Below are 16,105 nucleotides of genomic sequence, written 5' to 3' on the forward strand. Positions count from 1 at the left end.
CACGGCGTCTCGCTGCGTTGTCGAATCACCCGAGTACATCCAGTACAAGGCCGATTCTCCGCCTGGCGATACACCGCACCGGACGCCGCGAGCTTCCCGGCAAACCTATCCGGCCACAGCACTAGCTGAGCACGGAGCGCTTCAGGGACCGCGCCCTGCGTGCCACCCGGCGCAGCGTCCCGCTGGCCCGCGCCGTACGGGCGAGCCGGCGCACGGCGGCATGGCGCGGCACCGGGATGCCTCCCGGCAGGCCCAGGACCGTCAGCCGGCGGCGGGTGAAGTAGCGCCAGGTGGCGGGTGACAGATGCGCCGACAGATAGGCCTCCGCCGCCGGCCGCAGATCGGAGCGGATCTGCGGCTGCATGGCGAAACCGACCGCCCGCACCAGCCCGGAGAGCTCCTCGTCCACCGGACCCGGGGTGCCTGCCGCCCCCTCCTCCAGGTCGGGCAGCAGCGCGTCGACGAGGGTGACCGGCACCCGGTTGCTGTTCTGGTACGGCGAGAGCCGGCCCAGCAGCCGCTCGGTGCCGATCCTCGCGACCGGTATGCCGTAGAACGTGCTCGCCGTGAGCAGCCCCGTGGAGAAGCAGCCCACGACCAGCCCCGGCCCGAGGCTCTGGTACAGCACCTCGGCGAGGCAGGGCTGCTCCAGTACGGTCAGCTCCGCACCCAGCCGTTCCGCCTCCTGCTCCAGGGCCCGGGACCACGCCGACGGCGCCACCGGGTGGGGCTTGAAGACGAGGCGCCGGTGGCCGAGGGCGACCGCGCCCCGGACCATCCGCAGATGCAGGTCCTCCTCCTCGGCGGGGGTGAGGATCTCGAGGGCGGCGAGGTACTGCCCCAGCAGCAGCGCCGGGGGCTCGGCGTCCTCGCGCCCCGGGGCACCCTCGGGTCCCGTCGGCGGCGGGGTGGCACCGGCGAGCTCCGGCGAGTCGCCGCGCTCCTCCTCGGCGAGTTCCCCGACCACCTTGGTGAACGCCTTCGTCGGCACCAGCTGCGGCCGGGCGCCGAACTCCGCCAGCAGCAGCGGCTTCAGGCCCGGCACCAGATCGAGGTGGAGCAGCCGCCGTACGCGCCCACCGACCAGCGGGTCGATCTTGTTGCGCGTCGGGCCGTAGCTCATCAGCCCGTCCGCGTACACGTCGAGGCGCGCGTCCGGGAACAACTGCGTGAGCGCCAGCGCCGGATTGACCTGAATGGACTCCACGGCGAGCTCGACGCGGTCGTCGCCGAGCCCCCACGCCGTGCGCAGATGCCGCTCCCACATCGGGACGTCCTCCGGCCGCGGCGTCCAGCCGCCGGGGTGCAGCGGGAAGATCGTCTCGTTCCAGGACCGCACCTCGTCGAAGCGACCGCGCAGCCGCTCGAAACCGGGCATCTCGTCCAGGGCGGGCGTCGTCTCCGGAACCGGCGCGTTGTTGCCGACGAGCAGGATCCGCCGGTCGGCGGGCGGGAAGCAGCCGCTGTCGAGGGCCGCGGCGAGGGTCACGGCGCCGTAGAGCGTGGAGGCGAAGAAGATCTGAGTGGTGCGCGGCGCCGGCATCAGGCGACCGCCCCGCCGGACGCGGCGGCGGCCGGGGCCGCAGCGCCCCGGCGGCGGCGCACCCGGCGCAGCCGGGACGCCCGTTCGGCGTCCATCGATCCGAGTGCGTCGCGAAGAATGTCCTGGGGCATCCTGCGCAGTGCGGCGGCACTCATCGAACGCAATTTCCGGGCCACAGCCGGTTCGTACCTCTCCGTCGATCCCAGATGATGAGAAATGAGCGCACAGTAGGTGCGCACGGCTTTGGGCAGCAGACGCTCGGAATCCGGATCTTTTGTCGTTTCTTCGAGTACTTGATCGAAAGCCCGGATGAAATCGAGCTGGCGGATATCGCCGATCTGTGTGAGCGACGATGCGACACCTCGCCGGTAGAAGATTCCGAGCAGACCCACCGCGGCGAAGGAATCCGTTTCGCGGTGCAGCCGCCAGATCCACGGCCGGTCCTCGGCCGTCCGCAGCCCGTCCGTGAAGTGCAGCAGCCCGCGGTCCAGCAGATCGCGCCGGTAGATGCCCGCCCATGCCATCGGGTAGTCGACGGAGGTGGTGCGGTCGGCCGGCAGGATCGCGTCGCGCGGGTGCAGCACCTCGTTCCTGCGGCTGATCGGCGCCCGGGCCACCTTGCGGTCACGGCCCGTGCAGCGCACGTGGTCGGTGCGGACGAAGTCGGTGCCCAGCTCCTCGATCGCGGCGAGCAGCCCGGTCAGATGGCCGGGCGCCAGCCAGTCGTCGCCGTCGAGGAAGGTGAGGTACTCCCCGCGTGCGGCGTCGAGGCCGGTGTTGCGGGCCGTGGCCAGACCGCCGTTGTGCTCGCGCCGGATCAGGACCGCCCCTGGAAGCTCCCGTTCCGCTCGCTCCAGGATCTCCCGGGTGCCGTCCGTGGAACAGTCGTCGACGAGCAGGAACTCGAAGTCCTCGCGTCTGTTCGTATACAGGCTTCTGAGAGTGTCGGGCGCATAGGGCTGCACGTTGTAGAACGGCACGATGACGGAGAGCTTGACCACCCACCGGACATTAAGCGCGGGCCCGTCATTCACCCTGACACCCGGGCGGACAGTGGGTGAACAGGGCGCGGCGGAATTGTTAACCGGTCGGACCCGCGGGCCTTTTCCCGATTCGTAGACCCGCTGTTAACCATTTGTTGCTGTCCAGTTGGGCCGCCGACCGGAATGCCTTTCTAACGTCCTCGTCGTGCCATCACCTACCAGCGAAGCGCTGCGCGTCGCCGTGCTCGCCGACTCCGACACCCGGTGGAAATGGGGTGCGCTCACCGCGCGCCGGATCACCGCGGTGGAGGCGGGGGACGAAGCCGCGAAGGGCACAGCGCTCACCGGATTCCTGCTGCGCGGCCGTGCCACGCCCACCGCCCGGCAACTCGCCGAGGTCGGGGTCACGGCGGACGAACTGCGCGAGGTGACCGGCGCCGAATTCCTCCGGGCGATACACGACGAGGGGTACGACGTCGTCGTCCTCGCCCTCGTCGGCGGCGCCGTACAGGCGATGCTGCACGGACTGGCCGCCCTGCGGCTGCCCCGCAGGCCCGTACTGGTCACCGGCTATGTCGGCGTGGTCTACGAGAAGCTCGCCGACGGCCTGCTGCTGCGGCACGGCGCCGATGTCGTCCTCGCCAACTCACGCCACGACGCGGAGCGTTTCCGCGCGGTGTACGAGGGCGTCGGCGCCGACGCGTCCGCCGTGACCGAAGCAGCGCTGCCCTTCCTCGGCGGAGCCCCGTACGTGCCCGAGGTCGGCCGCGACACCGTCGTCTTCGCGGCCCAGCCGTCCGTGCCCGAGACCCGCGCCGAGCGCATCCACCTGCTGCGCAGGCTCGCCGCGCACGCCCGGCTCCACCCGCACCGCGAGGTGCTGCTGAAGCTGCGCTCCAGGCCCGGCGAGCACACGACGCACCTGGAGGAACTGCCGTACCAGAAGCTGGCGGACAAGCTGCCCGGCGGACTGCCCCCCAACGTCCGTCTCGTGTACGGGAACATGGGCGAGGTCCTCGACCGGACCGACCTCCTCGTCACCGTCTCCTCCACGGCGGCCCTCGAAGCGCTGCACCGCCGCATCCCGACGGCGGTCCTGACCGACTTCGGTGTCCGTGAGGCGCTCGGCAACCACCACTTCCTCGGCTCCGGGCTGCTCACCTCCTGGGACACGCTCGACGCCGGCCACCGGCCGCAGCCGGACGAGCAGTGGCTGTCCCGGCAGGGAGTCGCCGCCGACGGGACGTACGAGACCGCGTTCGACGAGGCGCGGGGGCGGGTCGCCGCGCTGCTCGCGCTGCCCGGACTCCCGCCGGTCGCCCCGTACTACACGACGGCCACCGCGCCCGGCTATCTGCCCGGCATCCTCGCCCGCCACCACCTCGACGCCGACGGCGCCCCGCTGCCCGGCGCCGCCCCGGCGACCGAACTCACCGGCCTGCGCCGGGTGTTGCGCGACGCGGTGCGGGGAGCGGCGCGCGGCGCCTACCGCCACGGCGTACAGCGCATCGCCCCCGTCATCCGCCGTATGGGCGCACTGTGACCCCCCTGACGGCACCGAAGGAGCCCTCCGCCATGTCCACCGTCCTCGCCGTGATCCCCGCCAGGGGTGGTTCCAAGGGCGTCCCCGCCAAGAACCTGGCCCAGGTGGGCGGCATCCCGCTGGTGGCCCGCGCGGTCCGCGCCTGTCTCGGCGCCCGCCTGGTCACCCATGTCGTGGTCTCCACCGACGACGCCGCGATCGCGGACGCGGCCCGGGCCGCCGGTATGGCCGCCGGCGCGGCAGGCCGGATGGACTGCGTCCAGCGCCCTGCCGCCATCGCCGGCGACACCGCGACCAGCGAATCCGCCGTGCTGCACGCCATGGAAGCCCATGAGGCCATCCATGGCGCCCCGGCCGGTGTGGTGCTGCTCGTCCAGTGCACCAGCCCCTTCCTGACCAGCGACGACGTCGACGGTGTGGCATCGGCGGTGATCGAGGACGGCGCGGACACGGCCGTCACGGTCGCCCCCTTCCACGGCTTCCTCTGGCGCCGCACCCCCGAACTCGCCGCGCTCCCGGCCCAGTCCGGCGGGGCAGCCGCCGCGACCGATGCCGCGACCGATGACAGCCGGGGCGTCAACCACGACAAGTCCTACCGCCCCCGGCGCCAGGACCGTCCCGAGGACTTCCTGGAAACGGGCGCCGTCTACGCCATGGACGCCGAGGGCTTCCGCACCCACGGCCACCGCTTCTTCGGAAGGACCGCGCTCGTCGAGACCGACCCCGCACGGGTACTGGAGATCGACGACCCGCACGACCTGGCCCGCGCCCGTGCGCTCGCCCCGCTGCTCGACGCGGCGCCGCTGCCGGCCGGGGAGGACGTCGACGCCGTCATCCTCGACTTCGACGGGACCCAGACCGACGACCGTGTGCTCATCGACGCGGACGGCCGCGAACTCGTCGCCGTGCACCGCGGCGACGGGCTCGGCATCGCCGCGCTGCGCCGCGCCGGCCTGAAGCTGCTGATCCTCTCCACCGAGCAGAACCCCGTGGTCGCCGCGCGCGCCCGGAAGCTCGGCATCCCCGTTCTGCACGGCATCGACCGCAAGGACCTCGCGCTCAAGGAGTGGTGCGAAGAGCAGTCGGTCGCTCCGGAGCGGGTCCTCTACGCCGGAAACGACGTCAACGACCTCCCCTGCTTCGGGCTCGTCGGCTGGCCCGTAGCCGTCGCGAGCGCGCACGACTCCGTACGCGCCGCCGCCCGCGCCGTCACCACCACCCCAGGTGGCGCCGGTGCGATCCGCGAGATCGCCACCTGGCTCCTCGGCCCCACCCTCAACACCCCAACCCCGTAAGGAAATCCCTCATGAACTCCCGTCTGCGCACCCTCGGCGGCAAGACCGCGGGCCCCGGCCACCCCGTCTACATCACCGGTGAGATCGGCATCAACCACAACGGCGACCTGGAGAAGGCGTTCGCGCTGATCGACGCCGCCGCCGACGCAGGCTGCGACGCGGTCAAGTTCCAGAAGCGCACCCCGGAGATCTGCACCCCGCGCGACCAGTGGGACATCGAGCGCGACACCCCCTGGGGCCGGATGACGTACATCGACTACCGCCACCGCGTGGAGTTCGGCGAGGTCGAGTACCGCGCCATCGACGAGCACTGCGCGAAGCGCGGCATCGACTGGTTCGCCTCCCCGTGGGACACCGAGGCCGTCGCCTTCCTGGAGAAGTTCGATCTCCCGGCGCACAAGGTCGCCTCCGCTTCCCTCACCGACGACGAGCTGCTGCGCGCCCTGCGCGCGACCGGCCGGACGGTCATCCTGTCCACCGGTATGTCGACGCCGAAGCAGATCCGGCACGCCGTCGAGGTCCTCGGCAGCGACAACATCCTGCTCTGCCACGCCACCTCGACCTACCCCTCCAGGGCCGAGGAGCTGAACCTGCGCGTGATCAACACACTGATGCAGGAGTACCCGAACGTCCCGATCGGCTACTCCGGCCACGAGACCGGTCTGCAGACCACGCTCGCCGCCGTCGCCATCGGCGCCGCCTTCGTCGAGCGCCACATCACCCTCGACCGCGCCATGTGGGGCTCCGACCAGGCCGCGTCCGTCGAGCCCGGCGGCCTGCAGCGCCTCGTCCGCGACATCCGCACCATCGAGACCGCCCTCGGTGACGGCGTCAAGAAGGTGTACGAGTCCGAGCTCGCGCCGATGAGGAAGCTCCGCCGGATCGCGGGCGTCGTCGCCGAGGAGGCCGAGCGGACCGAGCAGGCCGAGCAGGCCGAAGCGGTCGCGGTCTGACGACCATGGACCTCGCCTTCGTCGAGAGCCCGGTCCAGCTCCTGAACGTCCTGGAGTGGAGCCATCTCAGGCCCGCCGGACCGCTGCCGTGCATCCCGTCGCAGCCGTCCGGCCCGGACACCGCCGGGAGCCGTGGTCGCGGACGAGCGGTACGTCAGCTCACCGTCGTCGTGCTGTCGCCCACCGACCCCATGTCGCGCGGTCAGCTGCGCCGCATGGCCGAGCTCGCCCGCGACGAGGGCGTCACCCTCCGCTGGCAGGAGGCGCGGGCAGGCGCGGGCGCGCCCCTGCGGACGGTCCGGGAGCTGGCGCCCCTGCTGCGCGACACGGAGCGGGTCGTGGTGGGCGACCCGTTCTCCCGCTATGTGCAACTGCTGCTGACCCTGGTGGGGACGAAGGACCTCACGGTCGTCGACGACGGCACGGCCACCATGGAGTACGTCGCCCAGGTGGCCAGGGGCGAGCGCCTGGTGCGCTGGCACCGCCGCGGGCGGCGGGGAGCACGCGAGCTCGCTCTCGCGCCGGTCTCCGCCGCCGCGCGCCGCCGGCTCTCGCCGTCCGCCACCCGCGAGGTCGAGGTCTTCACCGCGATGCCGGTGGACCCTCCGGCGGGCATCCGGGTGACCGCCAACACCTTCGCCTGGACCCGTTCCCGGTTCGGCCCGCCACGGCTCACCCGGGGGGCCGATCTGGTCGGCACCTCCCTGGTGGAGACGGGCGTGGTCGACCCGGCTCAGTACGAGGAGGCGGTCGCGGCGCTCGCCGCCCAGCACGGTGCCAACCGCTACTTCGCCCACCGCCGCGAGAGCGTCGAGAAGCTGCACCGGCTCGCCGCGCGGACCGGGCTGGAGATCGTCCGCCCCGATCTGCCGCTGGAGCTGATCGCACGGCGGGGCCCGATCGGACGCACGGTCCTGAGCTTCCCGTCGACGGTGGTGCACACGCTGCCGCAGGCCCTCGTGGGCACCGGGGTCAGGGTCGCGGTCTGCGATATTTCGCCCGAATGGCTGAAGGACACCGCATCTCCGCGAGCCCAGGGATTTCTGGCCGGTGTCACAGGCGCGGCCCGTGACGTCCACCGGATCGCGGCCCCCGCCTGAGGGGCACGGTCGCCTGCCGAAGGCCCGGTCGACGGGGCCCCGCGCGGGGCGGTACCGGCCGGTGCCGTCCACATCGTGGGCGTCGTGCAGGTGAATCGCGTGAGCTTACCCACACCGGCAGACGGCTATGCGTCGTCAGGCGTGTTTTCTTTCCCCTATAGGCTGAACTTTTGTTGATCTCGAGTTAGTTGGGACGTAAAGGGGCCTACCCTTCAACAGGTGAACCAGTTGATGTCCCGCGACCCCGATGCCGACCTGACCGGCGCCGCCGTACTGCCCGGCACGCTGTCCGACGCCCTGCGCGCGGAACTGATCCACTTCCGCCGGGACATGCATATGCACCCGGAGCTCGGGAACCAGGAGTTCCGTACCACCGGTGCGCTCAAGGCCCGGCTGGAGACCGCAGGACTTCGCCCGCGCGTGCTCGCGTCGGGCACGGGGCTCGTGTGCGACATCGGGACCCGGGCCGGGTCCCGTCCCATGCTCGCGCTCCGCGCCGACATCGACGCCCTGCCGATCCCGGACACCAAGGTCGGCGTGCCGTACCGCTCGACCGTGCCGGACCGCGCCCACGCCTGCGGACACGACGTTCACACCACCGCCGTGCTCGGCGCCGGACTGGTGCTCGCCGAGCTGGACCGGCAGGGGCTGCTGCCCGTAGCCGTGCGGCTGCTCTTCCAGCCCGCGGAGGAGGTGCTCCCCGGGGGCGCCGCCGACGCCATCGAGTCCGGGGTGCTCGAAGGGGTGGGCCGGATCATCGCCGTGCACTGCGACCCCAGGGTCGACGCCGGCCGGATCGGCCTGCGCGCCGGGCCCATCACCTCGGCCTGCGACCGGCTCGAGGTCACCCTCGACGGCCCCGGCGGCCACACCGCCCGCCCCCACCTCACCACCGACCTGGTCACCGCTGCGGCGAAGGTGGTCACGGATGTCCCCGCGCTACTGGCCCGCCGGGTCGACGCCCGCGCGGGACTGGCCCTGACCTGGGGCCGTATCGAGTCGGGCCATGCCTGCAACGTCATCCCGCAGCACGCCGAGCTGGCCGGCACCGTGCGCTGCCTGGATCTGCACGCCTGGCGTGAGGCCCCCGATCTGGTCCACGCAGCGATCGACGAGGTGGCCACGCTGCACCGCGCCAAGTCGCAGATCAACTACGTCCGCGGGGTGCCCCCGGTGGTCAATGACCCCGAGGTGACCGAGCTTCTGCACGAGGCCCACGCCGCACGCCGAGGGGCCCTGGCGATCGAGGACACCGAGCAGAGCCTCGGTGGCGAGGACTTCTCCTGGTACCTGGAGCACGTTCCGGGCGCGATGGCACGGCTCGGCGTGCGCCCGCCGGGCTCCACTGCCAGGCTTGACCTGCATAGGGGAGACTTCGACGTGGACGAGGAGGCTATTCGTGCCGGAGTGGAGCTGTTCACCGCTGCCGCCCTGCTCGATGGACACCGTTCGTAACCGGTCAGTTCATCTGAGGTTCGTGGAACGCGACGATACGATAACGGCTGTCGAACACTCCTTTACCTGACATCTACGCGCGTTACGATCGCGGAAAACCAGCGCCGGAAGTGGCGCTTTCGGTCAGGTTTAGAAGGAGCTCCCAGTGCGCCGGATCACCAGGATCGCCACCGTGGGCATCGCGTCCGCGGCTCTCGCACTGTCCGCCACCGCGTGTGGCGGCAAGAAGTCGTCCGAGGCTGCCTCGGACAGCGGCGATGTCAAGGTCGCCATCGCCTATGACATCGGTGGTCGCGGCGACCAGTCCTTCAACGACGCCGCCTACGCCGGCCTCGAGAAGGCAGAGAAGGACCTCCAGGTCAAGGGCTCCGAGGCCGAGCCCAGCGAGGGTGAGGGCGACCCGGACAAGATCCAGCGCCTCACCGCGCTGGCCCGCGCCGGCAACAACCCGGTGATCGGCGTCGGCTTCTCCTACGGCCCGGCCATCGCCGCGGTCGCGCCGAAGTTCCCGAACACCACCTTCGGCCTGATCGACGACACGTCCAAGACCGGCAAGAACATCGCCAACCTGGTCTTCAACGAGGAGCAGGGCTCCTACCTGGCCGGTGTCGCCGCGGCCAAGACCACCAAGTCCAAGACCGTCGGCTTCATCGGCGGTGTCGAGATCCCGCTGATCAAGAAGTTCGAGGCGGGCTTCGTGCAGGGCGTCAAGGACACCAACAAGAGCGTCAACGTCAAGGTCCAGTACCTGACGCAGCCGCCGGACTTCGGTGGCTTCGCCAAGCCGGACCTGGGCAAGGCCGCCGCGCAGGGCCAGCTCGACGCGGGCGCCGACGTGGTCTACGCCGCCGCCGGTCTCGCCGGCTCGGGCTCGATCGAGGCCGCCGCCAAGGCGAAGAAGTGGGCCATCGGCGTCGACTCCGACCAGTACAGCCAGAAGGGCCTCGCGGCCTACAAGGAGTCGATCCTCACCTCGGTGACCAAGGACGTCTCCGGCGCCGTGTACAACCTGATCAAGTCGGTCAAGGACGGCAAGCCGCAGTCCGGCGAGGTCCGCTACGGCATCGCCAAGGACGGCGTGGGCCTGGCCGGGTCCAACCCGGCCTTCGCCAAGATGGCCGAGGTGACCGCCGCCGTCGAGAAGGCCAAGGCCGACATCGCGGCCGGCAAGATCACGGTCAAGACCGCACCGTAACCTTGTAGCCGAACCCGGTTCGCGGGTCCGGAGTGTGCGCTGGTGACAGCCCCTCCGGACCCCGGACCCGGTTCTGGCCTCTATTTGGCATCGCTACGCGCGTAGAACGCTCTCGGGCGCGATAATTTCGCTCCACCCCCTGCTCGCGACAGCCTCCTTGCCCTGCCCGCTCCTTCTCTCGCCAAGGAGAGTGCGTCATCAACGCGTCCAGTCCGTCAACGCCGCCGGCTGCTGCTGTAGAACTGCGCGGTATCACCAAGCGCTTCCCAGGCGTCGTCGCCAACCACGACATCGACATCACGATCCACAGGGGCACGGTCCACGCCCTCGTCGGTGAGAACGGTGCCGGCAAGTCGACCCTGATGAAGATCCTCTACGGCATGCAGAAGCCGGACGAGGGCACGATCACGATCGATGGCGCACAGGTCGGCTTCCACAGCCCGGCCGACGCCATCGCGGCCGGTATCGGCATGGTCCACCAGCACTTCATGCTGGCCGACAACCTCACCGTGCTGGAGAACGTCGTTCTCGGCGGCGAGAAGCTGTACGGCATCGGTGGCAGGGCCCGCAAGAAGATCAAGGAGATCTCGGACGCGTACGGGCTGAACATCCGCCCGGACGTCCTGGTCGAGCAGCTCGGCGTCGCCGACCGCCAGCGCGTGGAGATCCTCAAGGTCCTCTACCGGGGCGCCCGCACCCTCATCCTCGACGAGCCGACCGCCGTGCTCGTGCCGCAGGAGGTCGACGCCCTCTTCGCCAACCTGCGCGAGCTCAAGGCCGAGGGCCTCACCGTCATCTTCATCTCCCACAAGCTGGGTGAGGTGCTGTCCGTCGCCGACGACATCACCGTCATCCGCCGCGGCACCACGGTCGGCACCGCCGACCCGCGCACCACCACGCCCAAGCAGCTCGCCGAGCTGATGGTCGGCAGCGAGCTGCCCTCGCCGGAGACCCGCGACTCCACGGTCACCAATGTGCCGATGCTGAAGGTCGACAATCTGCGGCTGGCCGAGACCGACCCCGAGGGCGTCGTCCGCGAGGTCCTCGCCGGTATCGGCTTCACCATCCACAAGGGCGAGGTCATGGGCATCGCCGGCGTCGAGGGCAACGGCCAGACCGAGCTGATCGAGGCCCTGATGGGCATGCGCGACCCGGACGGCGGTGTGATCACCCTCGACGGCAGGGACATCTCGCACGTGCCGACCCGCAAGCGCCGCGAGGACGGCATCGGCTACATCCCCGAGGACCGCCACCGGCACGGTCTGCTGCTGGAGTCCCCGCTCTGGGAGAACCGTATCCTCGGCCATGTGACCGAGCGCCCCAACAGCAAGCGGGGCGTGCTCGACTTGAAGGCCGCCCGCAAGGACACCGAGCGGATCGTGCGCGAGTACGACGTCCGCACCCCCGGTATCGAGGTCACCGCGGCCTCCCTGTCCGGCGGCAACCAGCAGAAGCTGATCGTCGGCCGCGAGATGAGCCACGCGCCCAAGCTGCTCATCGCCGCCCACCCCACGCGCGGTGTGGACGTCGGCGCGCAGGCGCAGATCTGGGACCAGATCCGCGAGGCCCGCCGTGAGGGTCTCGCAGTGCTGCTGATCTCCGCCGACCTGGACGAGCTCATCGGGCTCTCCGACACCCTGCGGGTGATGTACCGCGGCCGACTGGTCGCGGACGCCGACCCTGCCACGATCACTCCGGAGGAGCTGGGCTCGGCCATGACCGGCGCTGCCACCGGCCACCTTGAGCACTACGAGAACGGTGAGGGCCGATGAAGAAGTTCGACAAGGACCGGCTGCTCCTCGGCATCGCCGGCCCGGCGCTCGCCCTGGTCGTGGCCTTCCTGCTCACTTCGGTCGTACTGGTCGTCTCGGGGCTCGACCCCTTCAAGCCGTACTCCCTCATGGTGGAGCAGGTCGAGTTCACCGATGTCCAGGTGCTGATCATCAACCAGACCGGCATCTACTACCTCGCCGCGCTCGCCGTCGCCATCGGCTTCCGGATGAACCTCTTCAACATCGGCGTCGACGGCCAGTACCGCCTCGCGGTCATGCTCGCGGCCGTCGTCGGTGCCGCCGTGGAGCTTCCCGCGCCGCTGCACGTCCTGCTGATCATGATCGTCGCGATGCTCGTCGGCGCGCTCTGGGCCGGTATCGCGGGCATTCTCAAGACGACCCGCGGGGTCAGCGAGGTCGTCTCCACGATCATGCTGAACGCCATCGCGACCAGCCTTATCGCGTGGATGATCCTGCCCGCCAACTTCGGTGTGCAGGAGAAGGGCTCCAACGACCTGACCACCGGCACGATCGCCGAGTCCGGCTGGTTCCCGGGCCTGGAGCTCGAGGGCGGCAGCGTCTACGGCTTCACCTTCGTCGCCTTCGCGCTCGGCATCGTCTACTGGTTCGTGCTCAACCGCACGCGCTTCGGCTTCGACCTGCGCGCCACCGGCGCCAGCGAGTCCGCGGCCCAGGCGAGTGGTGTCAACGCGAAGAAGATGGTCATGACCGCGATGCTGATCTCCGGCGCGGTCGCGGGTCTCTCCGGCATGCCGATGCTGCTGAGCCAGACCCACACCTACAGCCTGAGCTTCCCGGTCGGTGTCGGCTTCACCGCCATCACCATCGCGCTGCTGGGCCGTAACAGCCCTCTCGGCATCTTCTTCGCCGCCCTGCTCATCTCCTTCCTGGAGAAGACCGCGGAAGGCCTCGGCCTCGAGGGCTATCCGAAGGAGATCGCCATGATCATGCAGGGTCTCATCGTGATCGCCGTGGTCGTCTCGTACGAACTCGTCCGCCAGTACGGGCTGCGCCGCCAGCAGCAGAAGGTCGGCGAGCAGCTTGCCGCCCAGGCCCGCAAGAAGAAGGAGGGGGTCGCGGCATGAGCGAGTCCACCAGCACCGTCTCGGCCGCGGCGATCGCGCCGAAGAAGAACGGCGGAAGCCGCAAGCTGTCCCTGCCTGTGATCATGCTCATGATCGCCGGCGGTCTCGCCCTGTTCTCGCTGGTCCGGGTGATCAGCGGCGCCAACGACCTCACCTCCGTCGGCCAGGTGTCCGGCGCGCTCCAGCTGGCCGTGCCCATCGGTCTCGCCGGTCTGGGCGGTCTGTGGGCCGAGCGGGCCGGTGTGGTCAACATCGGTCTCGAGGGCATGATGATCCTCGGCACCTGGTTCGGCGCCTGGGCCGGCTACCAGTGGGGCCCGTGGACCGGTGTCCTGCTGGGCATCGCCGGCGGCGCGATCGGCGGTCTGCTGCACGCGATCATGACGGTGACGTTCAACGTGAACCACATCGTCTCCGGTGTGGCCATCAACATCCTCGCCGTCGGTGTCACCCGCTACATCTCGGAGTTCACCTTCGCCGAGGCCGAGGGCGGCTCCTCCAAGCAGTCCCCGCGCATCGAGCAGATCGCCGACATCACCATCCCCGGGCTCTCCGACGCACTGGCCGATCTCCAGGCCAAGCACTGGTTCTTCGTGTCCGACCTCGCGGGTGTGCTCGGCGGTCTGGTCACCAACCTGTCCCTGCTGACCGTCGTCGCGCTCCTGCTGGTCCCCGCGACCTGGTGGATCCTGTGGCGCACCGGCTTCGGCCTGCGGCTGCGGTCCTGCGGTGAGAACCCCGTCGCCGCCGAGTCCCTCGGTGTCAACGTCTACAAGTACAAGTACATCGCGGTGATCGTCTCCGGCGGCATGGCCGGCCTCGGCGGTGCCTTCCTCGCCATCGTCTCCACGGGCATCTACCAGGAGGGCCAGACCGGCGGCCGCGGCTACATCGGTCTCGCCGCGATGATCTTCGGTAACTGGATGCCGGGCGGGCTGGCGCTGGGCGCCGGGCTCTTCGGCTTCACCGACAGCCTCAAGCTGCGCGGTGGCGCCGAGAACGTCCACGCCATGCTTCTGTTCCTCGGCATCCTGCTGGTGCTCGCCTTCGCCTGGCAGCTGTACAAGAAGAAGCACTGGCAGGCCGCGATCTGCCTGGGCGTCTCGGCTCTGATGTTCGCCTGGTACTCGCTGACGAGCACGCTGCCGAGCCAGTTCGTGGACGCGGCGCCGTACGTCACGACGCTGCTGGTGCTCGCACTGTCGGCGCAACGGCTGCGCATGCCCAAGGCGGACGGAATGCCCTACAAGAAGGGCCAGGGCAAGTGACGTCCGCCCCGGGCCCCGACGCCGCCGAGCCCTTCGACTGGGAGGCCCTGCGGGAGTCCGCGCGGGACGCGATGTCCCGCGCGTACGCCCCCTACTCGGGCTTCTCGGTCGGCGCGGCCGCCCGGGTCGACGACGGCCGCACGGTCATCGGCTGCAATGTCGAGAACGCCTCGTACGGGCTCTCGCTCTGTGCCGAATGCGGCCTGGTCTCGCAGCTGCAGGCCACTGGTGGCGGCCGGCTCACGCACTTCACCTGCGTGGACGGCAACGGCGACGTACTGATGCCGTGCGGTCGCTGCCGCCAGCTGCTGTACGAGTTCGGCGGGCCTGGGCTACTGCTGGAGACCGCCAAGGGCATCCTCACGCTGGCCGAGATGCTGCCCCTGGCCTTCGGCCCGGAGCAGCTGGGCCCTGAGAAGCTCGGCTAGACCCCCGCGGCCCCTCCGCTCCCGGCGGAGGGGCCGCACAGTTTCCGTACACCGCACAGTTTCCGTACGCCACTCGGTCTGCGTACGCCACGCGCCGTGCGCGCACTCTTCGTATCTCTCGCACCACACTGGTTCGTTCCTGGAAGGACCCCAGCACATGGACGCCATCTCCGTCATCCGCACCAAACGTGACCGAGGCGAACTCACCCCCGAGCAGATCGACTGGGTCATCGACGCGTACACCCGCGGCGAGGTCGCCGACGAGCAGATGTCGGCGCTGGCCATGGCGATCCTGCTCAACGGCATGAACCGGGCCGAGATCGCCCGCTGGACCGCCGCGATGATCGCGTCCGGCGAGAGCATGGACTTCTCCTCGCTGTCCCGGCCGACGGCAGACAAGCACTCCACCGGCGGTGTCGGCGACAAGATCACGCTGCCGCTGGCCCCGCTCGTCGCGGCCTGCGGGGCGGCCGTGCCGCAGCTGTCCGGCCGCGGACTCGGCCACACCGGCGGCACCCTGGACAAGCTGGAGTCCATCCCCGGCTGGCGGGCGCTGCTGTCCAACGAGGAGATGCTGAACGTCCTCGACACCACCGGCGCGGTCATCTGCGCGGCCGGCGACGGTCTCGCCCCGGCCGACAAGAAGCTCTACGCGCTGCGCGATGTCACGGGCACCGTCGAGGCCATCCCGCTGATCGCCTCCTCGATCATGTCCAAGAAGATCGCCGAGGGCACGGGCTCGCTGGTCCTGGACGTCAAGGTCGGCTCCGGCGCCTTCATGAAGAACATCGAGGACGCGCGCGAGCTCGCCTCCACGATGGTCGGCCTCGGCACCGACCACGGGGTCAAGACCGTCGCCCTGCTCACCGACATGTCCACGCCGCTCGGCCTGACCGCGGGCAACGCCCTCGAGGTCCGCGAGTCCGTCGAGGTGCTCGCGGGCGGCGGGCCCCAGGACGTCATCGACCTCACCGTGGCCCTGGCCCAGGAGATGCTCGTCGCGGCCGGCATCAAGGACGCCGACCCGGCGAAGGCCCTTGCCGACGGCTCCGCGATGGACGTCTGGCGCCGCATGATCGCCGCGCAGGGCGGTGACCCGGACGCCGAGCTTCCCGTGGCCCGTGAGCAGCATGTGGTCACCGCGCCGTCGTCGGGTGTCCTCACCCGCCTCGACGCCTACGACGTCGGTGTCGCCGCCTGGCGCCTGGGCGCGGGTCGCGCGCGCAAGGAGGACCCGGTGCAGGCGGGCGCGGGCATCGAGCTGCACGCGAAGCCCGGCGAGCCGGTGACGGCGGGCCAGCGCCTGATGACCCTCCACACGGACACGCCGGAGAAGTTCGCGTACGCCCTGGAGTCCCTGGAGGGCTCGTTCGACGTCGCCGCTTCGGACACCGAGTTCACGGCGAACCCGATCGTGCTGGACCGCATCGCGTGATCTGAGGCGGGCGTGCCCGCATATGCCTG

The 16,105-nt window shown here is 70.4% G+C and carries 13 protein-coding genes; 11 read left to right on the forward strand and 2 right to left on the reverse strand.

What is annotated here, in order from left to right; translation table 11 throughout:
* Positions 1–121 precede the first annotated feature (121 nt).
* Together ACTWOL_RS23315 and ACTWOL_RS23320 are read right to left on the reverse strand one after the other, a co-directional pair.
* The gene (locus ACTWOL_RS23315) at positions 122–1,543 is read right to left on the reverse strand and encodes a polysialyltransferase family glycosyltransferase (RefSeq protein WP_474298699.1); all 1,422 of its coding nucleotides are present in this window, start codon (positions 1,541–1,543) and stop codon (positions 122–124) included.
* Positions 1,543–2,544, reverse strand: a complete 1,002-nt coding sequence (locus tag ACTWOL_RS23320; RefSeq protein WP_474298700.1) for a glycosyltransferase family 2 protein — start codon at positions 2,542–2,544, stop codon at positions 1,543–1,545. Before ACTWOL_RS23320 ends, ACTWOL_RS23315 begins: the two co-directional genes overlap by 1 nt.
* 187 nt (positions 2,545–2,731) lie before the next feature.
* Between ACTWOL_RS23320 and ACTWOL_RS23325 the strand changes: the two genes are divergently transcribed.
* From ACTWOL_RS23325 to ACTWOL_RS23375, 11 genes are all read left to right on the forward strand, one after another.
* Positions 2,732–4,069, forward strand: a complete 1,338-nt coding sequence (locus ACTWOL_RS23325) for a DUF6716 putative glycosyltransferase (RefSeq protein ID WP_474298701.1) — start codon at positions 2,732–2,734, stop codon at positions 4,067–4,069.
* 32 nt (positions 4,070–4,101) lie between these two features.
* Entirely contained in the window at positions 4,102–5,364 is a 1,263-nt protein-coding gene (locus tag ACTWOL_RS23330) for a cytidylyltransferase domain-containing protein (RefSeq protein ID WP_474298702.1), read from the forward strand.
* A gap of 11 nt (positions 5,365–5,375) precedes the next feature.
* A complete protein-coding gene (locus ACTWOL_RS23335; RefSeq protein ID WP_474298703.1) occupies positions 5,376–6,317 on the forward strand; it encodes an N-acetylneuraminate synthase family protein in 942 nt (313 codons plus the stop codon).
* Between the two features lie 5 nt (positions 6,318–6,322).
* Positions 6,323–7,417 (forward strand): hypothetical protein, encoded by a 1,095-nt coding sequence (locus tag ACTWOL_RS23340; RefSeq protein WP_474298704.1) that lies wholly within the window; start codon positions 6,323–6,325, stop codon positions 7,415–7,417.
* A 231-nt stretch (positions 7,418–7,648) separates the two neighbouring features.
* Entirely contained in the window at positions 7,649–8,872 is a 1,224-nt protein-coding gene (locus ACTWOL_RS23345) for an amidohydrolase (protein ID WP_474301241.1), read from the forward strand.
* Positions 8,873–9,017: 145 nt separating this feature from the next.
* The gene (locus ACTWOL_RS23350; protein WP_474298705.1) at positions 9,018–10,067 is read left to right on the forward strand and encodes a BMP family lipoprotein; all 1,050 of its coding nucleotides are present in this window, start codon (positions 9,018–9,020) and stop codon (positions 10,065–10,067) included.
* A 296-nt stretch (positions 10,068–10,363) separates the two neighbouring features.
* The gene (locus tag ACTWOL_RS23355; protein WP_474301242.1) at positions 10,364–11,839 is read left to right on the forward strand and encodes an ABC transporter ATP-binding protein; all 1,476 of its coding nucleotides are present in this window, start codon (positions 10,364–10,366) and stop codon (positions 11,837–11,839) included.
* On the forward strand, positions 11,836–12,945 hold the full coding sequence (locus tag ACTWOL_RS23360; protein WP_474298706.1) for an ABC transporter permease: 1,110 nt from the start codon (positions 11,836–11,838) through the stop codon (positions 12,943–12,945). The genes ACTWOL_RS23355 and ACTWOL_RS23360 overlap by 4 nt, the downstream gene beginning before the upstream one ends.
* The gene (locus ACTWOL_RS23365) at positions 12,942–14,213 is read left to right on the forward strand and encodes an ABC transporter permease (protein ID WP_474298707.1); all 1,272 of its coding nucleotides are present in this window, start codon (positions 12,942–12,944) and stop codon (positions 14,211–14,213) included. The genes ACTWOL_RS23360 and ACTWOL_RS23365 overlap by 4 nt, the downstream gene beginning before the upstream one ends.
* Positions 14,210–14,641: a cytidine deaminase gene (locus ACTWOL_RS23370; RefSeq protein ID WP_474298708.1), complete on the forward strand. Its 432-nt coding sequence runs from the start codon at positions 14,210–14,212 to the stop codon at positions 14,639–14,641. Before ACTWOL_RS23365 ends, ACTWOL_RS23370 begins: the two co-directional genes overlap by 4 nt.
* A 157-nt stretch (positions 14,642–14,798) precedes the next feature.
* On the forward strand, positions 14,799–16,076 hold the full coding sequence (locus tag ACTWOL_RS23375; RefSeq protein WP_474298709.1) for a thymidine phosphorylase: 1,278 nt from the start codon (positions 14,799–14,801) through the stop codon (positions 16,074–16,076).
* Positions 16,077–16,105: the final 29 nt, after the last annotated feature.

The organism is Micromonospora sp. IBHARD003, assembly GCF_056106285.1.

Coding starts and splice junctions, on each gene's coding strand:
- ACTWOL_RS23315 (WP_474298699.1), bottom strand. CDS start 1,543: ATGCCGGCGCCGCGCACCACTCAGATCTTCTTCGCCTCCACGCTCTAC.
- ACTWOL_RS23375 (WP_474298709.1), top strand. CDS start 14,799: ATGGACGCCATCTCCGTCATCCGCACCAAACGTGACCGAGGCGAACTC.
- ACTWOL_RS23360 (WP_474298706.1), top strand. CDS start 11,836: ATGAAGAAGTTCGACAAGGACCGGCTGCTCCTCGGCATCGCCGGCCCG.
- ACTWOL_RS23345 (WP_474301241.1), top strand. CDS start 7,649: ATGTCCCGCGACCCCGATGCCGACCTGACCGGCGCCGCCGTACTGCCC.
- ACTWOL_RS23330 (WP_474298702.1), top strand. CDS start 4,102: ATGTCCACCGTCCTCGCCGTGATCCCCGCCAGGGGTGGTTCCAAGGGC.
- ACTWOL_RS23365 (WP_474298707.1), top strand. CDS start 12,942: ATGAGCGAGTCCACCAGCACCGTCTCGGCCGCGGCGATCGCGCCGAAG.
- ACTWOL_RS23335 (WP_474298703.1), top strand. CDS start 5,376: ATGAACTCCCGTCTGCGCACCCTCGGCGGCAAGACCGCGGGCCCCGGC.
- ACTWOL_RS23340 (WP_474298704.1), top strand. CDS start 6,323: ATGGACCTCGCCTTCGTCGAGAGCCCGGTCCAGCTCCTGAACGTCCTG.